The sequence below is a fragment of the Streptomyces sp. NPDC018610 genome (assembly GCF_044391765.1).
In the GTDB taxonomy this organism is placed as follows: Bacteria; Actinomycetota; Actinomycetes; order Streptomycetales; family Streptomycetaceae; genus Streptomyces.
Genome location: NZ_JBISAL010000001.1, coordinates 550,416 through 571,870 on the forward strand (window position 1 = coordinate 550,416; position 21,455 = coordinate 571,870).

General features: G+C 75.2%; 18 protein-coding genes and 2 riboswitches. Of the genes, 12 read left to right on the forward strand and 6 right to left on the reverse strand.

Features of this window, described 5'->3' with window-relative positions:
• Window positions 1-10: 10 nt before the first annotated feature.
• Both ACH5A8_RS02480 and ACH5A8_RS02485 read left to right on the forward strand, forming a co-directional pair.
• On the forward strand, window positions 11-1,309 hold the full coding sequence (locus tag ACH5A8_RS02480; RefSeq protein WP_398997087.1) for a sensor histidine kinase: 1,299 nt from the start codon (window positions 11-13) through the stop codon (window positions 1,307-1,309).
• Between the two features lie 272 nt (window positions 1,310-1,581).
• The gene (locus tag ACH5A8_RS02485) at window positions 1,582-2,214 is read left to right on the forward strand and encodes a response regulator (protein ID WP_398998237.1); all 633 of its coding nucleotides are present in this window, start codon (window positions 1,582-1,584) and stop codon (window positions 2,212-2,214) included.
• A gap of 196 nt (window positions 2,215-2,410) precedes the next feature.
• On the opposite strand, the gene ACH5A8_RS02490 is transcribed toward ACH5A8_RS02485, so the two are convergent.
• Both ACH5A8_RS02490 and ACH5A8_RS02495 read right to left on the reverse strand, forming a co-directional pair.
• Window positions 2,411-3,448 carry a hypothetical protein gene (locus ACH5A8_RS02490; RefSeq protein WP_398997089.1) on the reverse strand — a complete coding sequence of 346 codons (1,038 nt, stop codon included), beginning with the start codon at window positions 3,446-3,448 and terminating at the stop codon, window positions 2,411-2,413.
• Complete coding sequence (locus ACH5A8_RS02495; RefSeq protein WP_398997090.1) at window positions 3,445-5,007, reverse strand: phenylacetate--CoA ligase family protein; 1,563 nt, start codon at window positions 5,005-5,007, stop codon at window positions 3,445-3,447. Before ACH5A8_RS02495 ends, ACH5A8_RS02490 begins: the two co-directional genes overlap by 4 nt.
• Window positions 5,008-5,869: 862 nt before the next feature.
• On the opposite strand from ACH5A8_RS02495, the gene ACH5A8_RS02500 reads away from it, so the two are divergent.
• The 4 genes from ACH5A8_RS02500 to ACH5A8_RS02515 all read left to right on the forward strand — a co-directional run bounded on the left by ACH5A8_RS02500 (window position 5,870) and on the right by ACH5A8_RS02515 (window position 10,380).
• Window positions 5,870-7,609, forward strand: coding sequence for an MFS transporter (locus tag ACH5A8_RS02500; protein ID WP_398997092.1), 1,740 nt, complete (start codon window positions 5,870-5,872; stop codon window positions 7,607-7,609).
• A gap of 127 nt (window positions 7,610-7,736) precedes the next feature.
• Entirely contained in the window at window positions 7,737-8,399 is a 663-nt protein-coding gene (locus ACH5A8_RS02505; RefSeq protein WP_398997093.1) for a class I SAM-dependent methyltransferase, read from the forward strand.
• Between the two features lie 9 nt (window positions 8,400-8,408).
• Window positions 8,409-9,422 (forward strand): N-acetylmuramoyl-L-alanine amidase, encoded by a 1,014-nt coding sequence (locus ACH5A8_RS02510; protein ID WP_398997095.1) that lies wholly within the window; start codon window positions 8,409-8,411, stop codon window positions 9,420-9,422.
• A 157-nt stretch (window positions 9,423-9,579) separates the two neighbouring features.
• Complete coding sequence (locus tag ACH5A8_RS02515) at window positions 9,580-10,380, forward strand: DUF5336 domain-containing protein (RefSeq protein ID WP_398997096.1); 801 nt, start codon at window positions 9,580-9,582, stop codon at window positions 10,378-10,380.
• Between the two features lie 85 nt (window positions 10,381-10,465).
• Here ACH5A8_RS02515 and ACH5A8_RS02520 read toward each other — a convergent pair whose 3' ends face one another.
• On the reverse strand, window positions 10,466-11,044 hold the full coding sequence (locus ACH5A8_RS02520; protein WP_398997098.1) for a hypothetical protein: 579 nt from the start codon (window positions 11,042-11,044) through the stop codon (window positions 10,466-10,468).
• Window positions 11,045-11,193: 149 nt separating this feature from the next.
• Between ACH5A8_RS02520 and ACH5A8_RS02525 the strand changes: the two genes are divergently transcribed.
• Complete coding sequence (locus tag ACH5A8_RS02525) at window positions 11,194-11,487, forward strand: hypothetical protein (RefSeq protein WP_398997100.1); 294 nt, start codon at window positions 11,194-11,196, stop codon at window positions 11,485-11,487.
• Between the two features lie 69 nt (window positions 11,488-11,556).
• Here ACH5A8_RS02525 and ACH5A8_RS02530 read toward each other — a convergent pair whose 3' ends face one another.
• From ACH5A8_RS02530 to ACH5A8_RS02540, 3 genes are read right to left on the reverse strand one after another with little or no spacing between them, the layout of a single operon-like run.
• Entirely contained in the window at window positions 11,557-12,627 is a 1,071-nt protein-coding gene (locus ACH5A8_RS02530; RefSeq protein ID WP_398997102.1) for a prenyltransferase/squalene oxidase repeat-containing protein, read from the reverse strand.
• The gene (locus tag ACH5A8_RS02535) at window positions 12,624-13,358 is read right to left on the reverse strand and encodes a class I SAM-dependent methyltransferase (RefSeq protein WP_398997104.1); all 735 of its coding nucleotides are present in this window, start codon (window positions 13,356-13,358) and stop codon (window positions 12,624-12,626) included. Before ACH5A8_RS02535 ends, ACH5A8_RS02530 begins: the two co-directional genes overlap by 4 nt.
• The gene (locus ACH5A8_RS02540; protein WP_398997106.1) at window positions 13,352-14,806 is read right to left on the reverse strand and encodes a glycosyltransferase family 4 protein; all 1,455 of its coding nucleotides are present in this window, start codon (window positions 14,804-14,806) and stop codon (window positions 13,352-13,354) included. The genes ACH5A8_RS02535 and ACH5A8_RS02540 overlap by 7 nt, the downstream gene beginning before the upstream one ends.
• Window positions 14,807-15,015: 209 nt before the next feature.
• On the opposite strand from ACH5A8_RS02540, the gene ACH5A8_RS02545 reads away from it, so the two are divergent.
• The 5 genes from ACH5A8_RS02545 to ACH5A8_RS02565 all read left to right on the forward strand — a co-directional run bounded on the left by ACH5A8_RS02545 (window position 15,016) and on the right by ACH5A8_RS02565 (window position 21,437).
• Complete coding sequence (locus tag ACH5A8_RS02545; RefSeq protein ID WP_398997108.1) at window positions 15,016-15,750, forward strand: TetR family transcriptional regulator; 735 nt, start codon at window positions 15,016-15,018, stop codon at window positions 15,748-15,750.
• A 2-nt stretch (window positions 15,751-15,752) separates the two neighbouring features.
• A riboswitch (TPP riboswitch) is annotated at window positions 15,753-15,932 on the reverse strand.
• Window positions 15,933-16,032: 100 nt separating this feature from the next.
• A riboswitch (cobalamin riboswitch) is annotated at window positions 16,033-16,165 on the forward strand.
• 110 nt (window positions 16,166-16,275) lie between these two features.
• On the forward strand, window positions 16,276-17,514 hold the full coding sequence (locus ACH5A8_RS02550; RefSeq protein WP_398997110.1) for a prenyltransferase/squalene oxidase repeat-containing protein: 1,239 nt from the start codon (window positions 16,276-16,278) through the stop codon (window positions 17,512-17,514).
• Window positions 17,511-18,203 carry an SCO2322 family protein gene (locus tag ACH5A8_RS02555; RefSeq protein ID WP_398997112.1) on the forward strand — a complete coding sequence of 231 codons (693 nt, stop codon included), beginning with the start codon at window positions 17,511-17,513 and terminating at the stop codon, window positions 18,201-18,203. The genes ACH5A8_RS02550 and ACH5A8_RS02555 overlap by 4 nt, the downstream gene beginning before the upstream one ends.
• The gene (locus ACH5A8_RS02560) at window positions 18,196-19,488 is read left to right on the forward strand and encodes a CbiQ family ECF transporter T component (RefSeq protein ID WP_398997115.1); all 1,293 of its coding nucleotides are present in this window, start codon (window positions 18,196-18,198) and stop codon (window positions 19,486-19,488) included. Before ACH5A8_RS02555 ends, ACH5A8_RS02560 begins: the two co-directional genes overlap by 8 nt.
• On the forward strand, window positions 19,485-21,437 hold the full coding sequence (locus tag ACH5A8_RS02565) for an ABC transporter ATP-binding protein (RefSeq protein ID WP_398997118.1): 1,953 nt from the start codon (window positions 19,485-19,487) through the stop codon (window positions 21,435-21,437). Before ACH5A8_RS02560 ends, ACH5A8_RS02565 begins: the two co-directional genes overlap by 4 nt.
• The last annotated feature ends 18 nt before the right edge of the window (window positions 21,438-21,455 follow it).

The following is a 21,455-nucleotide window of genomic DNA, read 5'->3' on the forward strand; positions in this document are numbered from 1 at the left end:
GAACACGGACATGTCATGGTGGCGAGGGCTGCGGTGCCAGATCCAGCGGCTCCTGCTGGCCCGGGCGGCCTGGAAGGAGGACATGCGCCGCTTCAAGGCCGACCAGAAGGCGGCGCGCAAGGAGGGGCGGATGCCGGAGACCCCCGGGCCGCCGCCCACCGGCTTCGCGCTGCTGCCCTGGCTGCTGATGGGGATGGGCTCCCTGTCCAACGTCCTCCAGGGCGAGACGCCGAACCCGTGGATCGGCGCCGTGGGCCTGCTCGTCTTCAACGCGCTGTACGTCAACATCGCCTTCCGCGCCTTCCACAAGGAGCGGCGCGAGGCCCGCTCCACACGGGTGGCGCTGCTGCTGATGGGCCTGCTGACCACGGGCCTGGCCCTCGGCTACGGCGGCAACTGGCTGCTGTTCTTCCCGCTGTTCGGCCTGGCGACGGGCGCGACGCTGCGCGGCCACCGGCTGGGGCGGACGGGACTGTGGCTGGCGGTGTTCGCCGGGATGGTGTCGGCGTACCACGAGGGCTGGGACGGCATCAACATCGCCTACGCCACGTTCCTGTCCACCATGGTGACCGCGGCGATCCTGAGCCTGAGCGAGGCGGTACGGGAACTGCGCGCCGCCCGTGAGGAGCTGGCCCGGCGGGCGGTGGAGGAGGAGCGCATGCGCTTCTCCCGCGACCTGCACGACCTGCTCGGACACACGCTGTCGGTGATCGTGGTGAAGTCGGAGGCCGCGCGGCGGCTGGCCGAGCGCGACATGGGTGCGGCGCTGACGCAGATCACCGACATCGAGTCGGTGGGCCGGCAGGCGCTCACCGAGATCCGTGAGGCGGTCACCGGGTACCGCGAGGGCAGCCTCAGCACGGAGCTGGACCGCGCCCGCTCGGCGCTGACCGCCGCCGGCATCGAGCCCGTGGTGCGCCGCTCGGGTCCGCCGCTGACCCCGCAGACGGAGGCGCTGCTGGGCTGGGTGGTGCGCGAGGCGGTGACCAACGCCGTGCGGCACAGCGGTGCGGCCCACTGCGAGATCACCGTGGCCGGGGCCGCCGAACAGGTCCGGCTGACGGTCTTCGACGACGGGGCCGGCGCCTCGGCCCAGCCCGTAGTGCCGGGCGTCGGCGGCACCGGGCTGAAGGGGCTGACCGAACGTCTCGCGACGGCGGGCGGCTCCCTGCGGGCCGGCCCGTCGCCGCGCGGCGGGTTCACGGTCACAGCCGAACTCCCGGTGGACGCTCAGGAGTTGACGGAGAAGGCCCTGGCCTCGGTCGCCACCGCCCCGGCCGCTCCCGCCACCGGCTGCGCGGAGCGGTGACCGACAGCCCCGGCCGCCCCGACCGCATCGGCCGCCGGGGCCCCGCCGGGGCCCGGGGGAGACCGTCGGCCGGCCGCCGCCCGGCGCCCCGCCGCACCCACCCCGCCGCCCGCCCCTGCCCCCGTCCCCCGCCCCGTCTCTCCCGGCCTGGCGGCGGCCTCGCCCCGAGGCCTCCCCGTCAGTCCGGCCCCGTCCCGCACCCTTTCCGACCGCCTCTCCCCGGGGGCGGCCTTCACCGGGCGCTCTTCCCTACCCTTGCCCCCGTGAACGAGATGACCCGAGAGCACCGGCCCGCCGAGTCCGTCCGCGTCCTGCTCGCCGAGGACCAGGGCATGATGCGGGGCGCGCTCGCCCTGCTGCTCGGCATGGAGGAGGACCTGGAGGTCGTCGCCCAGGTGTCGCGGGGCGACGCGATCGTGGACGCCGTGCTGACGCACCGTCCGGACGTGGCGCTGCTGGACATCGAGCTGCCGGGGATGAGCGGCCTGGACGCCGCCGCCGAGCTGCGCGGGCGGGCGCCCGGGTGCCGGGTGCTCATCCTGACCACCTTCGGCCGGCCCGGCTACCTGCGCCGGGCGATGGAGGCGGGCGCGGCCGGCTTCCTGGTCAAGGACGGCCCGGTGGAGGAGCTGGCCGCGGCGATCCGCCGGGTGCTGGCCGGCGAGACGGTGGTCGACCCGGCGCTCGCGACGGCGGCCCTGAGCGCCGGCCCCAGCCCGCTGACCGCCCGCGAGTGCGACGTGCTGAGCGCGTCAGCCGACGGGGCGACCGTCGCCGACGTCGCCGCCCGGCTGCACCTGTCGGAGTCCACCGTCCGCAACTACCTCTCCTCCGCAATCGGCAAGACCGGCACCCGCAACCGCGCGGAGGCCCTGCGGGAGGCGCGGCAGCAGGGCTGGCTGTGAGCCGCCGGCGGCGGCCGGCCGGACCCCCGCCCCGGCCGAGCCGACGTCCCGCGAGCCGACGCCCCGTCAAGCCGGCACCCGGCCGGGCTGGTACCCCGGCCGGCCGGCACCCGAGCTGAGCCGAGGTCCGGGCCGAGGTGCGCGCCGAGGTCCGGTCAGGGCGCGCCCCGGCCGGGCCGCGAGGGCGCGGGTCGTCTCACACCTGGCGCACCACGGCCACGGCCGCCGGTTCGCCGCGTTCCCGGGCGTCCCGGCGGGCCAGTCCCGCGGAGGCGCCCGTGCCGACGATCCGGCCGCCGTGGGCGACGGCGATCCAGGAGCCTTCGGGCAGGTCGCCGGGCGGGGTCAGGGCGAGCGCGGCGACCAGCGCCGGGCCCGGGTCCCGGTCACTCCCGCGCGGCGCCGGGCGGGCCGCGCCGGCCCGCCACTCGGCGGTGCTCCGCTCTCCGCCCGCCCGCCGCGACCACACCAGGTGCTGCGCCACGATCAGCGGCCCGAGCACCGTGAGCAGCGGGAAGCCCGCCGTCAGGACGTCCAGCGCGAACAGCAGGCTGATCACACCGGTGACGGCGACGCCGACGGCCCCCGCGAGCAGCGCGGCCACCCGGCCGTACGCCTTCGCCGCGACCAGCGGGAACAGCACGAGCAGCAGCAGGTCCCCCAGGCCCACCCCGACGGGCCGCGCGCCGCCGGTGAGGGCGAGCAGCGGGGCGAACGGCCGTCCCCGCACCTGGTCGAAGAAGTCGGCGGTGACGTGGGTGAGCGTGGTGGCGATCAGGTCGTAGCAGGTCAGCACGGCGGCCAGGGCGGCGACCTGGACCGAGCGCATCCCGCTCTGCGCCCAGAGGTTGGCCACGCCCACGACGGCCACGGCCAGCAGGACGCCGGTCCCGGCGCGCACCGCGAGGGCCGCGCCGCCGAGGGAGGCGCCCGCCGTCGCGCCGGTCGCCGCGAGCGCGAGGCACCAGGCCCGGCGCCCGCCGCACAGGGGGGCCAGGGTGAACTGGACGGCCGTGCACAGCACCAGGCCGAACAGCGCGGCCACCCAGGCGCCGGGCAGCCGGGCGTAGAGCAGCGGGGCCAGGACGACGCCCGCGCAGAGCACGGCGACGTCCGCCGGAGTGTAGAGGCCGACGGGCGGCCGGGGCATGTCGATCCGGGCCAGGTAGCCGCCTGCCGCCGCCATGATCAGGGCCACGCAGCAGCTCAGCGCCACCAGGGCGACGCCGTTCACGGCCGGCCCCCTTCCTCGTCGGCCGGAGGCGGCACGGTCCCGGCCACCGCCGGCGTCCGCGCGCCGGGCGGCGTGCCCGCGGTGGCCGCCGGTGCGCCCGCCACCGCACCCGGCGGCCTCGGCGCCGTCTCGAAGCTGCGTTCGCGCAGGTCCGCGCGGAGAGGGGCGGTGGGCGGCAGCGCCGTACGGTCGTCGTGGAGGACGAGTCCGGTCAGCGGCAGGCCCGCGGCCGCGATCCGCTCCTCCAGCCGGGCGCGCAGGGCGCGGGCGGGCAGCGCGCGCACGAGCAGGTGCAGCAGCGCGCCGCCGGGGCGTTCGGTGAGCGCGTACCGGGCCGGCAGCGGCACCTCGGGCTCCGCCTCGACGAGGTCCAGCAGGTCGCGGGTGGTGACGGCGGCGCTGAGCGGGCCGGTCCAGCGGCCGAGGATCTCGCTGGTGGCGGGCAGGTGGGCCAGCTCGCAGTCCGGGGCGGCGGCGGGCAGGCGGACCAGATCGCCGGTGGCGTAGCGCAGCAGCAGGGTGCACTCGCGGTAGGGGACGTAGGGGGTGTGCACGACGACTCCGGCGCCGCCGGGCGGTGTCGGCTCCCAGGTGCGCGGGTCGAGCACCTCCAGGTGGCCGAACTCGGTGGTGTGGTGCAGATGGCCCTGGGCGCACGGGGTGCCGCCGGAGGGGAGGGTCTCGGTCATCAGGTACGAGGTGGTCACGCGCGCCCCGAACACCGCCTCGGCGCGTTCGCGCAGCGGGCGGGAGAGGACTTCGCCGCCCACGCCGATGCTCTCCAGGCCGAAGTCGGCGGGCCGCCAGCCGTCGTGTTCGGCACGCTGCACCAGGGCGGCGAGGTAGGAGGCCGCGGTGCTGAGGTGGGTGATCTGGGGCGCCTTGCCGGGCAGGCCGAGCGGCGCGGCCAGCCGGTCCAGGGCGAGCGCCGGTTCGAGGGTGCCGAACTGGACGAAGGAGGCGCCCACACGGGTGGTCGACTCCTCGGCGTTGAGCAGTGGGAGCGTGGCCCGCGAGCAGCCGGCGTAGGCGAGGGTGTGGTGGGGGCGCATGCCCATGCCGAGGACGGCCGAGATGGTGCTGAGGGCGAGGGTGGTGTCGAGTTCGGCGCGGGAGTACCAGACGGCGGTGGGGGTGCCGCTGGTTCCGGTGGTGAGGGCCATCAGGGCCGGCCGGGCCGCGGCGGAGACGAAGGCGCCGGGCAGACCGCGCAGGGCCTTCTTGGAAGTGACGGGCACCCGCGCCCAGGAGCCGTCGTCGAGGTCCAACGTGTCGGGGTCGAGGCCGAGTTCGCCGAAGAGGCGCCGGTAGTGGGCGGTGTGCCGGGCGGCGGTCCGCGCGGTGGTGCGCAGGCTGCGGCGGGTGACGGTGCGCCGTACCTCGGGGTCGATCCCGGCCGCCTGCCCCGGCAGGAGCGCCGAGTCGGCGCCGGGTGCGCCGAACTCCCCCAGAGTGGTGACCAGGTCCCGGGCGATGCGCTCCAGGTCCTGGGGGCGGATGCGGCGGTTGAGCAGGACGGACATGCCGTAGCGCAGCTGGCTCAGGGCGGTGCCGAACAAAGGGGGGCCCTCCTGGTGCCGGGACGGAAGCCCGCCCGGGCTGTCCGGGGCGGGCCTTCGCGCGTCTGCCCGCACCTCTCGTACGGGCGCCGCGGGTCCGTCGCGGGCGGTGGTCCTGTCCGTCGCCCGCGACGGGGCCGCGGGATGAGGCCATGCGCACCGCCCGCGACAGGAGCCGCGGGATCAGGCCATGTGCGCGAACATCGCGGCGGACAGGGTGCTCAGGGCGTACTTGAGGTAGTGCTTGACCATGGTCGGAACCTCCCTCGTGGGGCGTCGCCGGTCGGGCGGCGCGTCTCGGTGGTGCGCTGCCGGCCGGGTGCGGCCGGTGAGCAGCGGCAGTCTAGGAACCAGCCCGGGCCACCACTAGATGTCATGCACCGATAAATCCGACGAACAGCGGACCGCTTACGGAATGCGATGTTCCGCCTGATCGCGGAACACCGGACTCCGCGACGGCGGGACGCACACTCCGTCAGAGCGGAGCACGGGACACCGCGACGGCGGAACGCGGGACTCCACCGCACCGGCGCACATCCCGCGCCCGCCAGACCCCTCACCCCGGCGCGCATCCCGCGCCCGCCACACCCCTCACCCCGGCGCACATCCCGCGCCCGCCACACCCCTCACCCCGGCGCGCACCCCGCGGTCACCGGCACGCGCTCACCCCCTCCCCGCCCCTCCCCGCACCCGCTCACCCCTTCTGACGCCCTGTCACTTCCTCTCGGAACGGTCAAGAATTCGTTAGTACGCCGAAGCATCGGAATAGTCGCCCAGGCGTACGAGGTTTCACCCGGCACTGGTCCCGGTGATCAGCGACCCACTCACCGACTCTCCGACGACGGCCTGGAGGCCACCCTCAATGACGCTCACGACGACCGAACGGCCCACGCGCAGCGCGAGCGGGGCCGTCGTCCCGGTGCTCGCCTTCGCGGGCATCGTTGTCGCGGTGATGCAGACCCTGCTCGTCCCGGTCATCAAGGACCTGCCGCAGCTGCTGGACACCTCGCCCAGCAACGCCACCTGGGTCCTGACCTCCACCCTTCTCTCGGGCGCCGTGGCCACGCCGATCATGGGCCGCCTCGGCGACCTGTACGGCAAGCGCCGCATGCTGATAGCCAGCCTCACGGTCATGGTCGTCGGCGCCCTGGTCAGCGCGTTCACCAGCGCACTGCTCCCCATGATCGTGGGCCGCACCCTCCAGGGCTTCGCCATGGGCGCGATCCCGCTCGGCATCGGCCTGATGCGCGACATGCTGCCGCGCGAGAAGCTCGGCTCCTCGATGGCGCTGATGAGTTCCTCGATCGGCGTCGGCGGCGGACTGGCGCTGCCCGCCGCCGCCCTGGTCGCCCAGCACACGAACTGGCACGCCCTCTTCTACGGCGCCGCCGGCCTCGGCGTCCTGTCCATCGTCCTCACCCTGCTGACGGTCCCCGAGTCGCCGATGCGCGCCGAGGGCTCCTTCGACCTGCTGGGCGCGCTCGGCCTGTCGGCCGGTCTGGTGCTGTTCCTGCTGCCCATCTCCAAGGGCAGCGACTGGGGCTGGTCCTCGGCCACCACGCTCGGCCTGTTCGGCGCCGCGGCCGCCGTCCTGCTGCTGTGGGGCGTGCTGGAGCTGCGCCTCGCCGCCCCGCTGGTCGACCTGCGCACCACCGCGCGCCGCGAGGTGCTGCTCACCAACCTCGCCTCGATCATGGTCGGCGTCGCCTTCTACGTCGTCTCCCTCGTCCTGCCCCAGCTGCTCCAGCTGCCCACCGCCACCGGTTACGGCCTGGGCCAGTCGATGGTCGTCGCGGGTCTGTGCGTGGCTCCGCTGGGCCTGACGATGATGTTCACCGCGCCCGTCTACGCCCGCCTGTCGGCCCGCTACGGCCCCAAGGTCACCCTGATCATCGGCCTGCTGATCATCGCGATCGGCTACGGCGGCGGCCTGGGCCTGATGGACGCGGCCTGGCAGACCGTGGTCACCTCCCTGATGCTCGGCGCCGGCATCGGCCTCGCCTACTCCTCGCTGCCCGCGCTGATCGTCGGCGCGGTCCCGGCCTCCGAGACCGGTGCGGCCAACGGCCTCAACACCCTGATGCGGTCCATCGGCACCTCGGTGTCGAGCGCGGTCATCGGCATGGTGCTGGCCAACACCGCCCACCACGTCGGCGGCGTGGCGGTGCCGACCATGCACGGCTTCCGCATCTCCTTCCTGATCGCCACCGCTGCCGTCGCCCTCGGCCTGGTGCTGGCCCTGTGCCTGCCGAAGCCGAACCGCTCGACCGTCCCGCAACTGCGCGCGAGCAGCGAGGAGGACGCCAACCTGGCCCGTGCCGAGGAGGCGCTGCGGGGCTTCCGCGGTCGGGTCCTGGACGCCGGCGGCGCCCCGGTGGCCCGCGCCAAGGTCACCCTGATCGACCACCGCGGCCGGCAGGCCGGCGCCACGCTCTCCGCGGCGGACGGCAGCTACGTCCTCGCGGTCCCGGCCCAGGGCCCCTATGTGCTGGCGGCCCGCGCCCACGGTCACGGCCCGCACGCCTCCGCGGCGACCCACGCGGGCGACGACCGCCCGGTCGACCTGGATCTGTCCCTGCCGGGCGAGTCGGTCACCGCCTGACACCGGCCGCCGCCGGGACCGGGGGCGCCTGAGACGCACACCACCGCACCCGCTGTCGCCCCGCCGACAGCGGGTGCGGCAGCATGGTCGCCCGGAACGCACGTACGACCGGAAGGACCCCCGCCACATGACCGCGGCACCGAAACCCGACATCCTGGCCGCGTTCGAGGCCGCGAAGGGCTTCATGCCCGTGGACGAGGGGCTCGCCCTGTACGCGGCGGCGGTGGAGGCCGGCCGGCTCGGCCTGCCGCTGCTGGAGGTCGGCACGTACTGCGGGCGCTCCACGGTCCTGCTCGCCGACGCCGCCCGGCAGGCCGGCGTCACCGCCCTCACCGTCGACCACCACCGCGGCAGCGAGGAGCAGCAGCCGGGCTGGGAGTACCACGACCCGGAGACGGTCGATCCCGAGATCGGGCTGATGGACACGCTGCCCACGTTCCGGCGCACGCTGCACCGGGCGGGGCTGGAGGAGCACGTGGTGGCGCTCGTCGGCCGCTCGCCACAGATCGCCGCGCTGTGGAACACCCCGCTGGGCCTGGTCTTCGTCGACGGCGGCCACACCGACGAGCACGCCGGGGCGGACTACGCGGGCTGGGCGCCGCACGTGACGGTGGGCGGACTGCTCGTCATCCACGACGTGTTCCCGGACCCGCGGGACGAGTTCACCGGGCAGGCCCCGTACCGCGTGTACCTGCGGGCCCTGGAGTCCAGCGAGTTCACCGAGGTCTCGGTGACCGGCTCGCTGCGCGTCCTGCGGCGAACCGAAGCGGCCGTCACGGCCCGCGGTTAGAGTCGCTCCGTGTCGTACACAGGCCCCGACTTCGAACCTCCGCGGCCCGAGCTGTCCGGCCGCCCCGACCGCCCCCGCCGCTGGCCGGCCGTCGCCGGTGTCGCCCTGGTGTCCGGCGCGCTGCTGGGCTGGCTCGTGTACGAGGCGACGGCGTCCTCCGACTCCTCCGGCGGCCCCGGTTCCGACCGGGCGGCCGCGCGGTCGGCGGCGAGCGGGTCGCCGTCCGGACCGGCCGCCGCGACGCCGCCCTCGGCGCCGGGTTCGCCGTCCCGGTCCTCCGCCCCGGCCGGCTCCTCCGCCCCGGCGGACGACGACGGCAAGCGGTCCGGCGGGCCCGCCCTCCGCGGCCCGCTCAGGGGGAAGGTCGTCGTCATCGACCCGGGCCACAACCCGGGCAACTTCCGGCACCCGGCCGAGATCAACCGCAAGGTGGACATCGGCACCAACCGGAAGGAGTGCGACACCACCGGCACCTCCACCAACGCCGGTTACCCGGAGGCCCAGTTCACCCTCGACGTGGCGCACCGGCTGCGCACACTGCTCGAACAGCAGGGCGCCACGGTGAAGTTGACGCACGACGACGGCACCCCGTCCTGGGGCCCGTGCGTCGACGAGCGGGCGCGGATCGGCAACGACGCGCACGCGGACGCCGCGATCTCCCTGCACGCCGACGGCTCGGCGGCGGGCAACCGCGGCTTCCACGTCATCCTCCCGGCGGCCGTGCACTCCGGGGCCGCCGACACCCGCCCGATCGCCGCCGCGTCGAAGAGGCTCGGGACGATGATCGCGGGCGACTTCGTCCGCGTCACGGGCGAGCCGCCGTCCAACTACATCGGCGGAGGCACCGGTCTGGACACCCGTCAGGACCTGGGTGGTCTCAATCTGTCAACGGTTCCCAAGGTCTTCATCGAGTGCGGCAACATGCGCGACAGTGTGGACGCGGCACGGCTCACCAGCGGGAACTGGCGGCAGAAGGCGGCGGAGGGGATCTCTGAGGGAATCGTGAGTTTCCTGGGCGGGTGAGGGCCCGCGCGCCCATCGGAGCGGACAGCCCCGCCATGCGGGCGATAGTGTCACCCGTACGATGAGGGGCCACCCCCACGCTTCACACCAGGCCTGTTGGCGACATGGTGACAGCGACGCCTCTACCGACGACGAGACGACCTACGAAGGACCTGACGTGAATATCCGCTCCCTCACTCGGGGCGACGGCGTGGTGATCGGAGCAGCGGTGTTGCTGTTCATCGCGTCGTTCCTGGACTACTACTCCTACTCCGTCTCCGGCTACTCGGACAGCCGGAGCTCGTGGGAGTCCCTCGGGACCGGCCTCGGCCTGTACATGGGGGCCGTCATCGGCGCCGCCCTGATCGTCCTCAACCGCTGCCTCCCGCAGCCCCGCAAGGTGGCCGGCCTGGACCTCGGCACGGTCGGCGTGGCCTTCACGATCCTCTCCGTGTGGACGTTCTTCTGGTCGCTGGTGGACGTTCCCGACGGCATCGACGCCGGCGCGGGCCTGATCCTCGGCTTCATCGCGGCGCTCGTCCTGGCCGCCGCCGCCATCGCCACGCCGCTGGTCCCCGCCCTGCAGGCCGCGCTGGTCGGGGCTCCCCGTCCCGCCGCGCCGCAGCCCTACGGCGCGCAGCCGCCCGGCGGTTACGGCTACCCGGGCGCCCAGCAGGCCCCCTACGGCGCCCCGCAGGCGGCCCAGCCCTACGCCGGTCAGCAGCCGCAGGCGCCGCAGGCCGGGGGCGGTGCCACCGCGGCGGCGCCCCAGTCCCCGGCGCCGTTCTCGCCGTTCTGGTACGCGGTGCCCGCGCCGCGTCCGCTGTTCGGGGAGGACGGCGCGCCCACCCCGATCGCCGAACTCGCGCCGGGCACCTGGTACCTGGCGGTGGAGCAGCGCGGCCAGGGCCTGCTGACGGAGATGCAGGACGGCCGCCGTGGTGTCCTTCAGGACGCCACCGACATCCAGCGCGGCTGACCGGAGCCGTTCGTCGGGCCCGACGGTCCTGCGGCCCCTCGCTCTCGGGCGGGGGGCCGTCGCCGTGCGTGCGGCGAACCGCGCGTCAGCCGTTGGCGTTGGCGCCGTTCTTCAGGTCCGAGGTGGACGGCACCTTGTTCTGGACCGGCGCCCCAGCGTCCTTCCCCGCGTCCTTCACCTTGTTGATGGTGTCGTTGAAGCTCTTGGCCGCCGAGCCGTCGCCCTTGCGGAGCTTGGCGGGCAGGTCCTTCAGACTGGCGATGGCCGCGTTGAGCGGGGCGAGCGCCTTGGAGAGCGTCGGGTCGCCCTGCGCGTTGCGCGTGGCGGCCTTGAGCCGGTTGTACGTGAACGCGCCGGCGAGGCCGGCCTTGACCAGTGTCCACTTCCGGCCGTGCGCGCCCTTCTTGAACTTGCCCTCCTTGTACGGTTTCCAGATCCACTCGTAGGTGGCGCCGGCCGCGAGGCCCGCGTTGGCCACGAAACGGGTCTTGGCGAACTTCTGCTTCTCCGCGGACGTGGTCGGAGAGGGTGTGGCTGCCGCGACGACGGCCGCGGGTTCGGTCCGCTGCCCTGCGCCCTGGCTCGTGGCCCACGCGGTGGAGCCGGCGAGCAGGGCGCAGCAGAGGGTGAGCGCCACAGCGAGGCGCCGTATCGGTACGGGCACGGTGTCCTCCGAATCGAGTTGCTCCGGGTACTCCGCCGCTCCGTGTGAACCGGGGCAAACATGCTGAAACAGCACACAGGACGTGCCGCCCGTGTCACTCCCCGTGCCCATTACAGGTTTCAACCGCGAGCGCGGGGCAGTCGAAGGACATGTCCCCTCGATATCGCACGGGTTCCAACTCCGCCGGAACGGTCATCGCGGTGGTCGCGGACATCATGGCCGTCATCCTCGGACTGTGGATACTGATGTACCTGCTGGACGCCAACCGGGCCAACGACCTGGTACGGCTCGTCCATGACGCGGCCGACTGGCTCGCCGGCTGGTCCCGGGACCTCTTCACGTTCGACAGGGCGTGGGCCCGGGTCGTCGCGGGCTATGGCCTGGCGGCCGTCGTGTACCTGTTCGTCGGCCACGCCATCGCCAACCGCATGCACCGCAACTGACCGCGCCCGGGCGGGGTTCGCGGTCCGTCACAGCCGTCCGCGGCCGGCGCCCGCCCCCGCCGGGCCGGCTCAGTCGCAGCAGTCCGGGTCCAGGCCCCTGGGCAGGCGGTCGCCCGCGAAGACCGTGCAGGTGGGCTCGTGGCCGCCGAGCGCGGCCACGGCCAGGAGCAGGGAGCCGGCCGTCCACGTGGTCAGTTCCCGCGGCCATACGGCGTCGTCGGCGAAGACGTAGCCCGTCCAGTACAGGCCCGTCCGCGCGTCCCGCAGGTGCTGGATCGACTTCAGCACGTCCAGGGCGCGGTCGGACTCGCCCACCGCCCACAGGGTGAGGGCGAGTTCGGCCGACTCGCCGCCGGTCACCCACGGGTTGGGCACCACGCAGCGCACCCCGAGCCCGGGCACCACGAAGCGGTCCCACCCGGCCTCGATGCGTTCCTTGGCCTCGACGCCCGTGAGCGCCCCGCCGAGGACCGGGTAGTACCAGTCCATCGAGTAGCGGTCCTTGTCGAGGAACCGCTCCGGGTGCCGACGGATCGCGTGCCGCAGCGCGCCGACCGCCAACTCCCAGTCGGGCTGCGGCTCTTCGCGCTGCTCGGCGATGGCGAGCGCGCAGCACAGCGCGTGGTGCATCGAGGAGGAGCCGGTCAGCAGCGCGTCCGCGGTGGCGGTGCCGTCGTCCTCCCGTTTCCAGCCGATCTGTCCGCCGGGCTGCTGGAGCCTCAGCACGAACTCGACCGCCGCGTACACCACCGGCCACATGCGGTCCAGGAAGGTGTCGTCGCCGGTGGAGAGGTAGTGGTGCCAGACGCCCACGGCGACGTAGGCGACGAAGTTCGTCTCCCGGCCGCGGTCGGTGACGTCGTCGTGCGCGCCGTCCGCGTAGGCCGCGTACCAGGAGCCGTCGGGCAGCTGGTGCCGGGCCAGCCAGGCGTACGCCCGTTCGGCGGCCTCGTGCTCGCCCGCGGCGTCCAGCGCCATCGCGGCCTCGACGTGGTCCCACGGGTCGAGGTGGTGGCCGCGGAACCAGGGGATCGCCCCGTCCTCCCGCTGGGCGGCGAGGACGCCGGCCACGGTGGCGGCGGCCTGCTCGGCGGTGAGGACCCCGGGCAGGACGAGGTGTTCTGTCCGGGGCGTGGTCACTTGGCGGCCGCCCGGGGCAGGTGCGGCTTGGTGGCGTAGGCCACGAAGCTCTTGCCGACGACCGGGTTGAGCGCCCGCTCGGCCAGCCGCGTGGCCAGCGGCTTCTTCATGATGTCCCAGACCAGCAGCTTGTGGTACGCGCGCACCGGCAGCGCCTTGTCGTTGTCGACGCCGAAGGCGCACTTCAGCCACCAGTACGGCGAGTGCAGCGCGTGCGCGTGGTGCGTGCCGTACGGCTTCAGGCCGGCCTCGCGGATCCTGGCGAGCAGCTCGTCCGCCTTGTAGATGCGGATGTGGCCGCCCTCGACCTCGTGGTAGGCGTCGGACAGGGCCCAGCAGACCTTCTCGGGGCCGTAGCGCGGGACGGTGATCGCGATGCGGCCGCCGGGCCGGAGCACGCGCACCATCTCGGCGAGGACGCCCTTGTCGTCGGGGATGTGCTCCATCACCTCGGAGATGATGACGACGTCGAAGGACTCGTCGGGGAAGGGCAGGGCGAGGGCGTCGCCCCGCATGGCGGTGGCGGTGGCCCCGGCGGGCGCCTCCCCGGCCTCCTTCATCGCGGCGAACCACTTGGCGACCTCGCGGATCTCCTCGCCGTTCTGGTCCAGCGCCACGACCTGGGCGCCGCGCCGGTAGCACTCGAACGCGTGCCGGCCGGCACCGCAGCCGAGGTCCAGGACGCGGTCGCCCGGGGCGAGCGGGAACCGGGAGAAGTCGACGGTCAGCACGTGGCCCTGCTTTCGGAGTGCTCGGAGTGGTCGCCCGCCTCCTCGGAGGCGGCGAGACGGCTGGAGGTCGGGGTCGCGGAGGGGCCGGCGGCCCGGGACCCGGAGGAGCGGCCCGCGGGCCCCTTCGCCGGACCGGCGGAGCCCGCGATGGCCTCCCGGTAGCGGGCCACGGTGCCCTCGGCGGCCCGCGCCCAGGTGAAGTGGGCGAGGACCCGCTCCCGTCCGGCCGCGCCGAGGCGCGCGCGCAGCCCGGGGTCGCCCAGCAGCCGGCTCAGCGCGGCGGCCAGCGCGCCGGGCTCCCCCGGCGGCACCGCGAGGCAGGTCTCGCCGTCGCGCCCGGCGACCTCCGGGATCGCCCCGCCGGTCGTGGCGACCAGCGGCGTGCCCGTGGCCATCGCCTCGGCAGCCGGCAGCGAGAACCCCTCGTACAGCGAGGGCACGCACGCCACCTCGGCCGAGCGGACCAGGTCGACCAGTTCGGCGTCCGAGATGCCCTTGACGAACTCGACGGCGCCCTCCAGGCCGTACCGCTCGATGGCCTGGGCGACGGGGCCGTCCTCGGCCCGCTTGCCGACGACGACGAGGTGCGCCGCCGGGTGTTCCGCGCGCACCTTCGCCAGCGCCTCGACGAGGAAGACCAGCCCCTTGAGCGGCACGTCCGCGCTGGAGGTGGTCACGATCCGGCCGGGCACCTGCGGCACCGACGGGTCGGGCGAGAAGAGTTCGGTGTCGGCGCCGATGTGGACGACGTGGATGCGGTCGGCGCGCACTCCGAGGTGGTCGACGATCTCCTGGCGGGAGGTGCCGGAGACGGTGAGCACGGACGGCAGCCGGCGCGCGACGCGCTTCTGCATGCGGGTGAAGGCGTACCAGCGGCGTACGGACCACCGCCGCTGCCGGGTCTCGGCGGCGTCCAGCTCCAGCTGCCGGTCCACGGTGATGGGGTGGTGGATCGTGGTCACCAAGGGGGCGCCGACGTCGCCGAGGAGTCCGTAGCCGAGCGTCTGGTTGTCGTGCACGACGTCGAACTCGCCGCGCCGTCCGCGCAGATGGCGACGGGCGCGCAGGGAGAAGGTGAGCGGCTCGGGGAAGCCGCCGGTCCACATGGTGGCGACCTCCAGCGCGTCGATCCAGTCGCGGTACTCGTCGCGCCCCGGCGTGCGGAAGGGGTCCGGCTGGCGGTAGAGGTCGAGGCTGGGCAGCTCGGTCAGGCCCAGGCGGTCGCCGGGGGCGCCGTCGAGGACGTCGAGCACGGGGTAGGGCTGGGCCCCGATGACCTCCACCCGGTGGCCGAGGCGGGCCAGCTCCCGGGAGAGGTGACGGACGTAGACGCCCTGGCCGCCGCAGAACGGGTTTCCCTTGTAGGTGAGGAGCGCGATCCTGAGCGGTCGCTCGCCGTCGGCGGCGACGCCCTCCGGGGACCCCGCCTGACTGGCCTCAGCGGACACTCCGGGCCCCCTTCTGACTGCGCTGTCCCGCGAGACTACGTCGGGTCGTCGATCTAGAACAAGTTTCAGACTTGATCGTCCAGGAGGCTCCGAATCTACCGGCAGGTAGCCTCGCCGCAAGGCGGTGGATCGGGTGATTCACGCCACGGCCGCGGCCCTGGCATGCTGTCTGGTCGCACGCCCTCACCGACTGTCACGGAACGGGACCCATGCCTGCGGAAACCCGCGCCACGCGCGCTCACTCGGCGCCCCTCAGCGAGCGGCAGGAGGCCCGCCGGCGCCGCATCCTGGACGCGAGCGCCGAGCTGGCCTGCCGGGGCGGCTTCGAGGCGGTGCAGATGCGCGAGGTGGCGGAGTCCTCGCAGGTCGCGCTCGGCACGCTCTACCGGTACTTCCCCTCGAAGGTGCACCTGCTGGTGGCCACGATGCACGACCAGCTGGGGCGGATGCACGGCACGCTGCGCGAGAAGCCGCCGGCCGGCGCGAGTGCCGCCGAACGGGTGACGGAGACCCTGATCCGCACCTTCCGCGCCCTCCAGCGCGAACCCCGGCTCGCCGACGCGATGGTCCGCGCCCTGACCTTCGCGGACAGCGGCGTCGCCACCGAGGTGGAGCGGGTCCTGTGCCGGACCACGGCGATCATCCTGGAGGCGATGGGCCGCGAGGAGCCCACCGGCGAACAGCTCTCCGCGGTCCGCGTGATCGAGCACACCTGGCACTCGGCCCTGATCACCTGGCTCGCCGGCCGCGCCTCGGCCGCCCAGGTCGAGACGGACATAGCGACGGCGTGCCGGCTGATCGGCCTGACGGAACCGGGGCCGGAGCCGGACTCCGGGTCGAGGACACCGGCGGGGCAGGCACGGTCCGGGTCCTCGCCGGGCACGGCCACCAGCGCGGCCGCGGACGCGGCCACCCATGCGGGTCCAGTGGCGCCCAGGGCATGAGAAAACCTACGAGACGGGTTCCCTTCGCCGGCATTGTCCGGATCAGGTACTTGGGGGTCGCCGTCCTGCCCAGTCCTTGCGGCTTTCCGGCCTCTCAGCCCGACCGTCGACGTCGGCCCCGGCGGATGCCTCAGCGTCTCGCCAAAGTCGGCTACTCCGGTCGAACTCCCTCACTCGCCTCGTAGGCCACTTCCAGAATAGCCCTCCCGAACCGGTACGCAACCCCACAGAACCAGGAAAATCGGTCGATCGACGGAGCCGTGGCCGCCCCTCGGGGGCCTTACCACGGGCCGGTAGAGTGGCGGCGTCGTCATCACAGCCGTACAGGGGAAGCCGGTGCGAATCCGGCGCTGACCCGCAACCGTGAGCCGCTCCCGACGCGGCGAGCCGGACTGCCTCGTACGCGTGACCGGCTCACGTGCGCCGGCGCCCGCCGCCGCACGGCACCGTCGAGGTATACGGAGCCCGAGCCGCGGGGGTGCCCCGTGCTGCCAGGCTCCCCACAGGGAGAGGCATCCGCCGATCATGAACATCTGCCGCTGCGCCGCGGCCCTGGCCGCCGTCGCCGTGATCGGCATACCGACGCCCGCCTTCGCCGCCGGTTCGCCGTCCTCCTCCCCCTCCAGGCCGGCCGCCCTGCCCTCCGGGCTCTACGGCAGCACCGACCCCGAGTACGACGGCGTCTGGCGCCAGTCCCTCGCCCTGCTCGCCCAGCACACGGCCGGTGTGCGGCCCGCCGCGCGGGCGGTGGACTGGCTGACCGGACAGCAGTGCGCGAACGGCGCGTTCGCCGCCTTCCGCGCCGAGCCGGCCCGCGCCTGCGACGCCAAGGTGATGGTCGACACCAACAGCACGGCCGCCGCCGTCCAGGCCCTCGCCGCGCTCGGCGGCCACGACGCCGCCACCGGCAAGGCCCTCGCCTGGCTGAAGTCCGCGCAGAACAAGGACGGCGGCTGGGGCTACACGCCCGGCGGGCCCAGCGACACCAACTCCACCTCGGTCGTCATCGGCGCGCTCAGCGCCGTCGGCGAGAAGCCCGCCACCGTCCTGAAGGACGGCAAGTCCCCTTACGACGCGCTGCTCGGCCTCGCCCTGCCGTGCTCGGGTGACGGCGCGGGCGCGTTCGCCTACCAGCCGGACAAGAAGGGCGAGCTGGCCGCCAACGCGGACGCGACGGCCGCCGGTGTCGTCGCCGCCCTCGGCCAGGGCTTGGCGGCCACCGCGGGCAAGGGCACGGGCGAGGCCGCCCGGTGCGCCGGCTCCGGCAAGCCGACCGCCGCGCAGGCCGCCGCCAACGGCGCCGCCTACCTCGCGCACGCCGTCGCCGAGCACGGCTACCTCACCTCCGTCCTGCCCGGCGCCACCGCCCAGCCGGACTACGGCAACACCGCCGACGCCGTCGTCGCCCTGTCCGCGCAGGGCGGGGCCGCGCGGGCGAGGAAGCCGCTGGAGTGGCTGGAGAAGCACTCCGAGGCGTGGGCCAGGCAGGGCGGACCCGCCGCCTACGCCCAGCTCGTCCTCGCCGCCCACGCCACCGGCACCGACCCGCGCGACTTCGGCGGCCTGGACCTGGTGAAGGCGCTCGACGCCACGGGCCCCGCGCCGCAGGCCACCGCCGCGCCCGAGGCCGCCGAGGACGGCACGCCGTCGAAGAGCGGCGACAACCACGCCGTGTGGTGGGCCGGGGGCGCCTTCCTCCTCGTCGTCATCGCCGTCGGATTCATGCTGACCCGGCGCGGGAACGCGCAGGGGCGCCGGCCGTGACCGGCCGCCCGCGCGCGCTGTCCGCACTGCCGGTCCTGCTCCTGGCCGCCGCCCTGCTGGTGGCGGCGGGCGCGGGGCCGGCGCAGGCCGTCGGCTACCGCTACTGGTCCTTCTGGGACCGCGACGGCGACCGGTGGACGTACGCCACCCAGGGCCCCTCGACGGCCCGCCCCTCGGACGGCGACGTGCAGGGCATGCGCTTCGCGGTGAGCGAGGACTCCCAGGACGCCGCCAAGCCGCGCGGCGCCGCCGACTTCGCCGCCATCTGCGCCGGCACCGAGGCCCGGCACGGCCTGAAGCGGGTGGCCCTCGTCCTCGACTTCGGCACGCGGGCCGACGCCCCGTCCGGCGAGACGCCGCCCGCCCCGCGCACCGCCTGCGCCCGCGTGCCCTCCGACGCCACCACGGCGGAAGCCCTGGCGGCGGTCGCCAAGCCCCTGCGCTACGACACCGACGCGCTGCTGTGCGCGATCGCCGGCTACCCGGCCAAGGGCTGCGGCGAACAGGTCTCCGGCACGGCGGGCAAGGGCGGCGACGGGGACACGGCCGCCGCGAGCGGCGCGCCCGGCGACAAGGCCGCGCCGGACGGGAACGGCGGCCCCTCGGTCGGTCTCGTCGCGGGCGGCGCGGTCGTCGTCGTCCTGGCCGGAGCGGCCGTCTGGCAGGCCCGGCGGCGCCGGAATGCGTAGCACGCCGGACGGCGCGGACGCACGGACGCCGCCGGCCGCGCCCGGCCCGTCCACGGCGCCCGGCGGCCGGACGCGCGACGCGCTGAGCGCGGGCGCCGGACCGGCGGCCGGCGACGCGGGCGCACGGGGGAAGCCCGTCGGCGGGCGCGCACGCCGGGCGCCCGCCGGGCCGGGCCTGCGCGGCGCCGCCGCCCGTCCGGGCGCGCGCCGGGCGCCCGGGGTGCACGCCGGGGCCTGGTGGGTGTGGGCGCTCGCCCTCGGCACCGGGGCCACCCGGACCACCGACCCCCTCCTGCTGGCCCTGCTGCTCGTGGTGTCCGCGTACGTCGTGGTCACCTGCCGGCCGAACACGCCCTCGGCCCGCTCCTACACCGCCTTCGTCCGCCTCGGCCTCGCCGTCCTCGTCATCCGCCTGCTCTTCGCCGTCGTCCTCGGCTCGCCCATCCCGGGCACGCACGTGCTCGTCACCCTCCCCGAAGTGCCGTTGCCGCACTGGGCGCAGGGCATCCGCCTGGGCGGCCGGGTGACGGCGGAGGCGCTGCTGTTCGCCCTGTACGACGGCCTGAAGCTGGCCACCCTGCTGGTCTGCGTCGGCGCCGCCAACGCCCTCGCCGCGCCCGCCCGGCTGCTGAAGTCGCTGCCCGGCGCCCTGTACGAGATGGGCGTCGCCGTGGTCGTCGCGCTCACCTTCGCCCCGTACCTGGTCGCCGACGGCCGCCGGCTGCGCGCCGCCCGCCGGCTGCGCGGCCGGCCCGACCGCGGCCTGCGCGGCCTGCTGCACGTCGGGCTTCCGGTCCTGGAGGGCGCGCTGGAGCGGTCCGTGGCCCTGGCCGCCGCGATGGACTCCCGCGGCTACGGCCGCACCGCCGAGGTGACGCCCGCGGTGCGCCGCACCACCGGCGTCCTCACCCTCGGCGGTCTGCTCGGCGTCTGCGCGGGCACGTACGGGCTGCTCACCGCGGAGGGCGGCACGTACGGGCTGCCCGTGCTGCTCGCCGGCCTCGCCGCCGCCCTCGCCGGGCTGTGGCTCGGCGGCCGCCGCTCGCCGCGCACCCGCTACCGCCCCGACGCCTGGAACCCCCGGTCCTGCCTCGTCGCCGGCTCCGGAGTGGCGGTCGCCGCCCTGCTGACCCTGGCCGCCGCCCGCGACCCGGAGGCCCTGCACCCCGGGGTCGTCCCGCTGGTCGCGCCCGCTCTCCCGCTGTGGCCCGCCGCGGCCGTACTCCTCGGTCTGGTCCCGGCGTTCGCCGCGCCCGCCCGTGTTCTTCCCAAGGAGCCGTCGTGATCCGCTTCGAGGATGTCTCCGTGACCTACGACGGGGCCGCCGGACCCACCGTCGCCGGAGTGGACTTCGAGGTGCCCGAGGGCGAACTCGTGCTGCTGGTCGGGCCGTCCGGCGTCGGCAAGTCCACGGTCCTCGGCGCGGTGAGCGGACTCGTGCCGCACTTCACCGGCGGCACCCTGCGCGGCCGGGTCACCGTGGCCGGCCGCGACACCCGCACCCACAAGCCGCGCGAACTGGCCGACGTCGTCGGCACGGTCGGCCAGGACCCGCTGTCGCACTTCGTCACCGACACCGTGGAGGACGAACTCGCCTACGGCATGGAGTCGCTGGGCCTGGCCCCGGACGTGATGCGGCGGCGCGTGGAGGAGACGCTGGACCTGCTGGGGCTGGCCGGACTGCGCGACCGCTCCATCGCCACCCTCTCCGGCGGCCAGCAGCAGCGCGTCGCGATCGGCTCGGTCCTCACCCCGCACCCGCGGGTCCTCGTCCTGGACGAGCCGACCTCGGCCCTCGACCCGGCCGCCGCCGAGGAGGTCCTCGCCGTCCTCCAGCGCCTCGTGCACGACCTCGGCACGACCGTCCTCATGGCCGAGCACCGCCTCGAGCGCGTCGTGCAGTACGCCGACCAGGTCGTCCTGCTGCCCGCGCCGGGCGCCGCCCCTCAGCCGGGCGCCCCGGCCGACGTCATGGCCGTGTCGCCGGTGTACCCGCCGGTGGTGGACCTGGGCCGGCTCGCCGGCTGGTCACCGCTGCCGCTGACCGTGCGCGACGCCCGCCGTCGCGCGGCCGACCTGCGGGAACGCCTGGCCGGCCGGACCCCCGCCGCCCCCGCCCTTCCCGCTCCTGCTCCTACTCCTGCCGCTGCCGCTGCCGCTGCCGCTGCCGGCCAAGCTCCCGCCGGGCCGGCCGCCACGTCCCCCACGGACGCACCCGCGCCGGACCCGGCGGCCCCCGCGCCCCGGCCCGCGTCGGACACAGCGCCCCCGGCGGCCGCACCCTCACCGGGCCCGACCGGCCCCGCGGCAGCCTCCGCACCGGGTCCGACCGCCTCCGCGACAGCGCTCCCGTCGGACGGGGCCGCGCCCGGTTCTTCGTCCCTGCCGGACGCGGACGCCCCCGCGTCACGCCTCGCGGTCCGCCCACGTTCCCGCTCCCGCCTGCGCCTGCGTCGCCGGGGCGCCGCTCCCGTCGGCGAGGGCCTCGTCGCCGAGGTCCGCTCCCTCGCCGTGCGCCGCGACGGAGTCCAGGCGCTGCGGCACGTGGACCTGACCGTCGCGCCCGGCGAGACCATCGCCCTGATGGGCCGCAACGGCGCCGGCAAGTCCACCCTGCTCGGCTCGCTGGTGGGTCTGGTGCAGCCCTCGGCCGGGCAGGTCCGCGTCGGCGGGGCGGCGCCGCACCGCACCCCGCCCCGCGAGCTGGTCCGCCGCGTCGGACTGGTCCCGCAGGAGCCCCGCGATCTCCTGTACGCCGACACGGTCGCCGCCGAGTGCGCCGCGGCCGACCAGGACGCTCAGGCCGCTCCCGGCACCTGCCGCGCCCTGGTCTCCGAGCTGCTGCCCGGCGTCACGGACACCACCCACCCCCGCGACCTGTCCGAGGGCCAGCGGCTGGCGCTCGCCCTCGCCGTCGTCCTCGCCGCCCGCCCGCCGCTGCTCCTCCTGGACGAGCCGACCCGCGGCCTCGACTACGGCGCGAAGGCCCGCCTGGTCGCCGAACTGCGCGCGCTGGCCTCCGCCGGCCACGCGATCGTGCTCGCCACGCACGACGTGGAGCTGGCCGCGGAGCTCGCCCACCGGGTGGTGCTGCTCGCCGAGGGCGAGGTGATCGCCGACGGCCCGACCGCCGAGGTCGTCGTCTCCTCCCCCTCCTACGCCCCCCAGGTCACCAAGATCCTCGCCCCGCAGCGGTGGCTCACGGTCGCCCAGGTCCGCGAGGCGCTGGCATGACCGACCGCACCTCACCGC

What these genes read in the sequence shown, in the direction of transcription:
- ACH5A8_RS02525 (WP_398997100.1), top strand. Translation starts at nt 11,194, where the DNA reads ATGTCCCCTCGATATCGCACGGGTTCCAACTCCGCCGGAACGGTCATC.
- ACH5A8_RS02545 (WP_398997108.1), top strand. Translation starts at nt 15,016, where the DNA reads ATGCCTGCGGAAACCCGCGCCACGCGCGCTCACTCGGCGCCCCTCAGC.
- ACH5A8_RS02485 (WP_398998237.1), top strand. Translation starts at nt 1,582, where the DNA reads ATGACCCGAGAGCACCGGCCCGCCGAGTCCGTCCGCGTCCTGCTCGCC.
- ACH5A8_RS02550 (WP_398997110.1), top strand. Translation starts at nt 16,276, where the DNA reads ATGAACATCTGCCGCTGCGCCGCGGCCCTGGCCGCCGTCGCCGTGATC.
- ACH5A8_RS02500 (WP_398997092.1), top strand. Translation starts at nt 5,870, where the DNA reads ATGACGCTCACGACGACCGAACGGCCCACGCGCAGCGCGAGCGGGGCC.
- ACH5A8_RS02560 (WP_398997115.1), top strand. Translation starts at nt 18,196, where the DNA reads ATGCGTAGCACGCCGGACGGCGCGGACGCACGGACGCCGCCGGCCGCG.
- ACH5A8_RS02480 (WP_398997087.1), top strand. Translation starts at nt 11, where the DNA reads ATGTCATGGTGGCGAGGGCTGCGGTGCCAGATCCAGCGGCTCCTGCTG.
- ACH5A8_RS02505 (WP_398997093.1), top strand. Translation starts at nt 7,737, where the DNA reads ATGACCGCGGCACCGAAACCCGACATCCTGGCCGCGTTCGAGGCCGCG.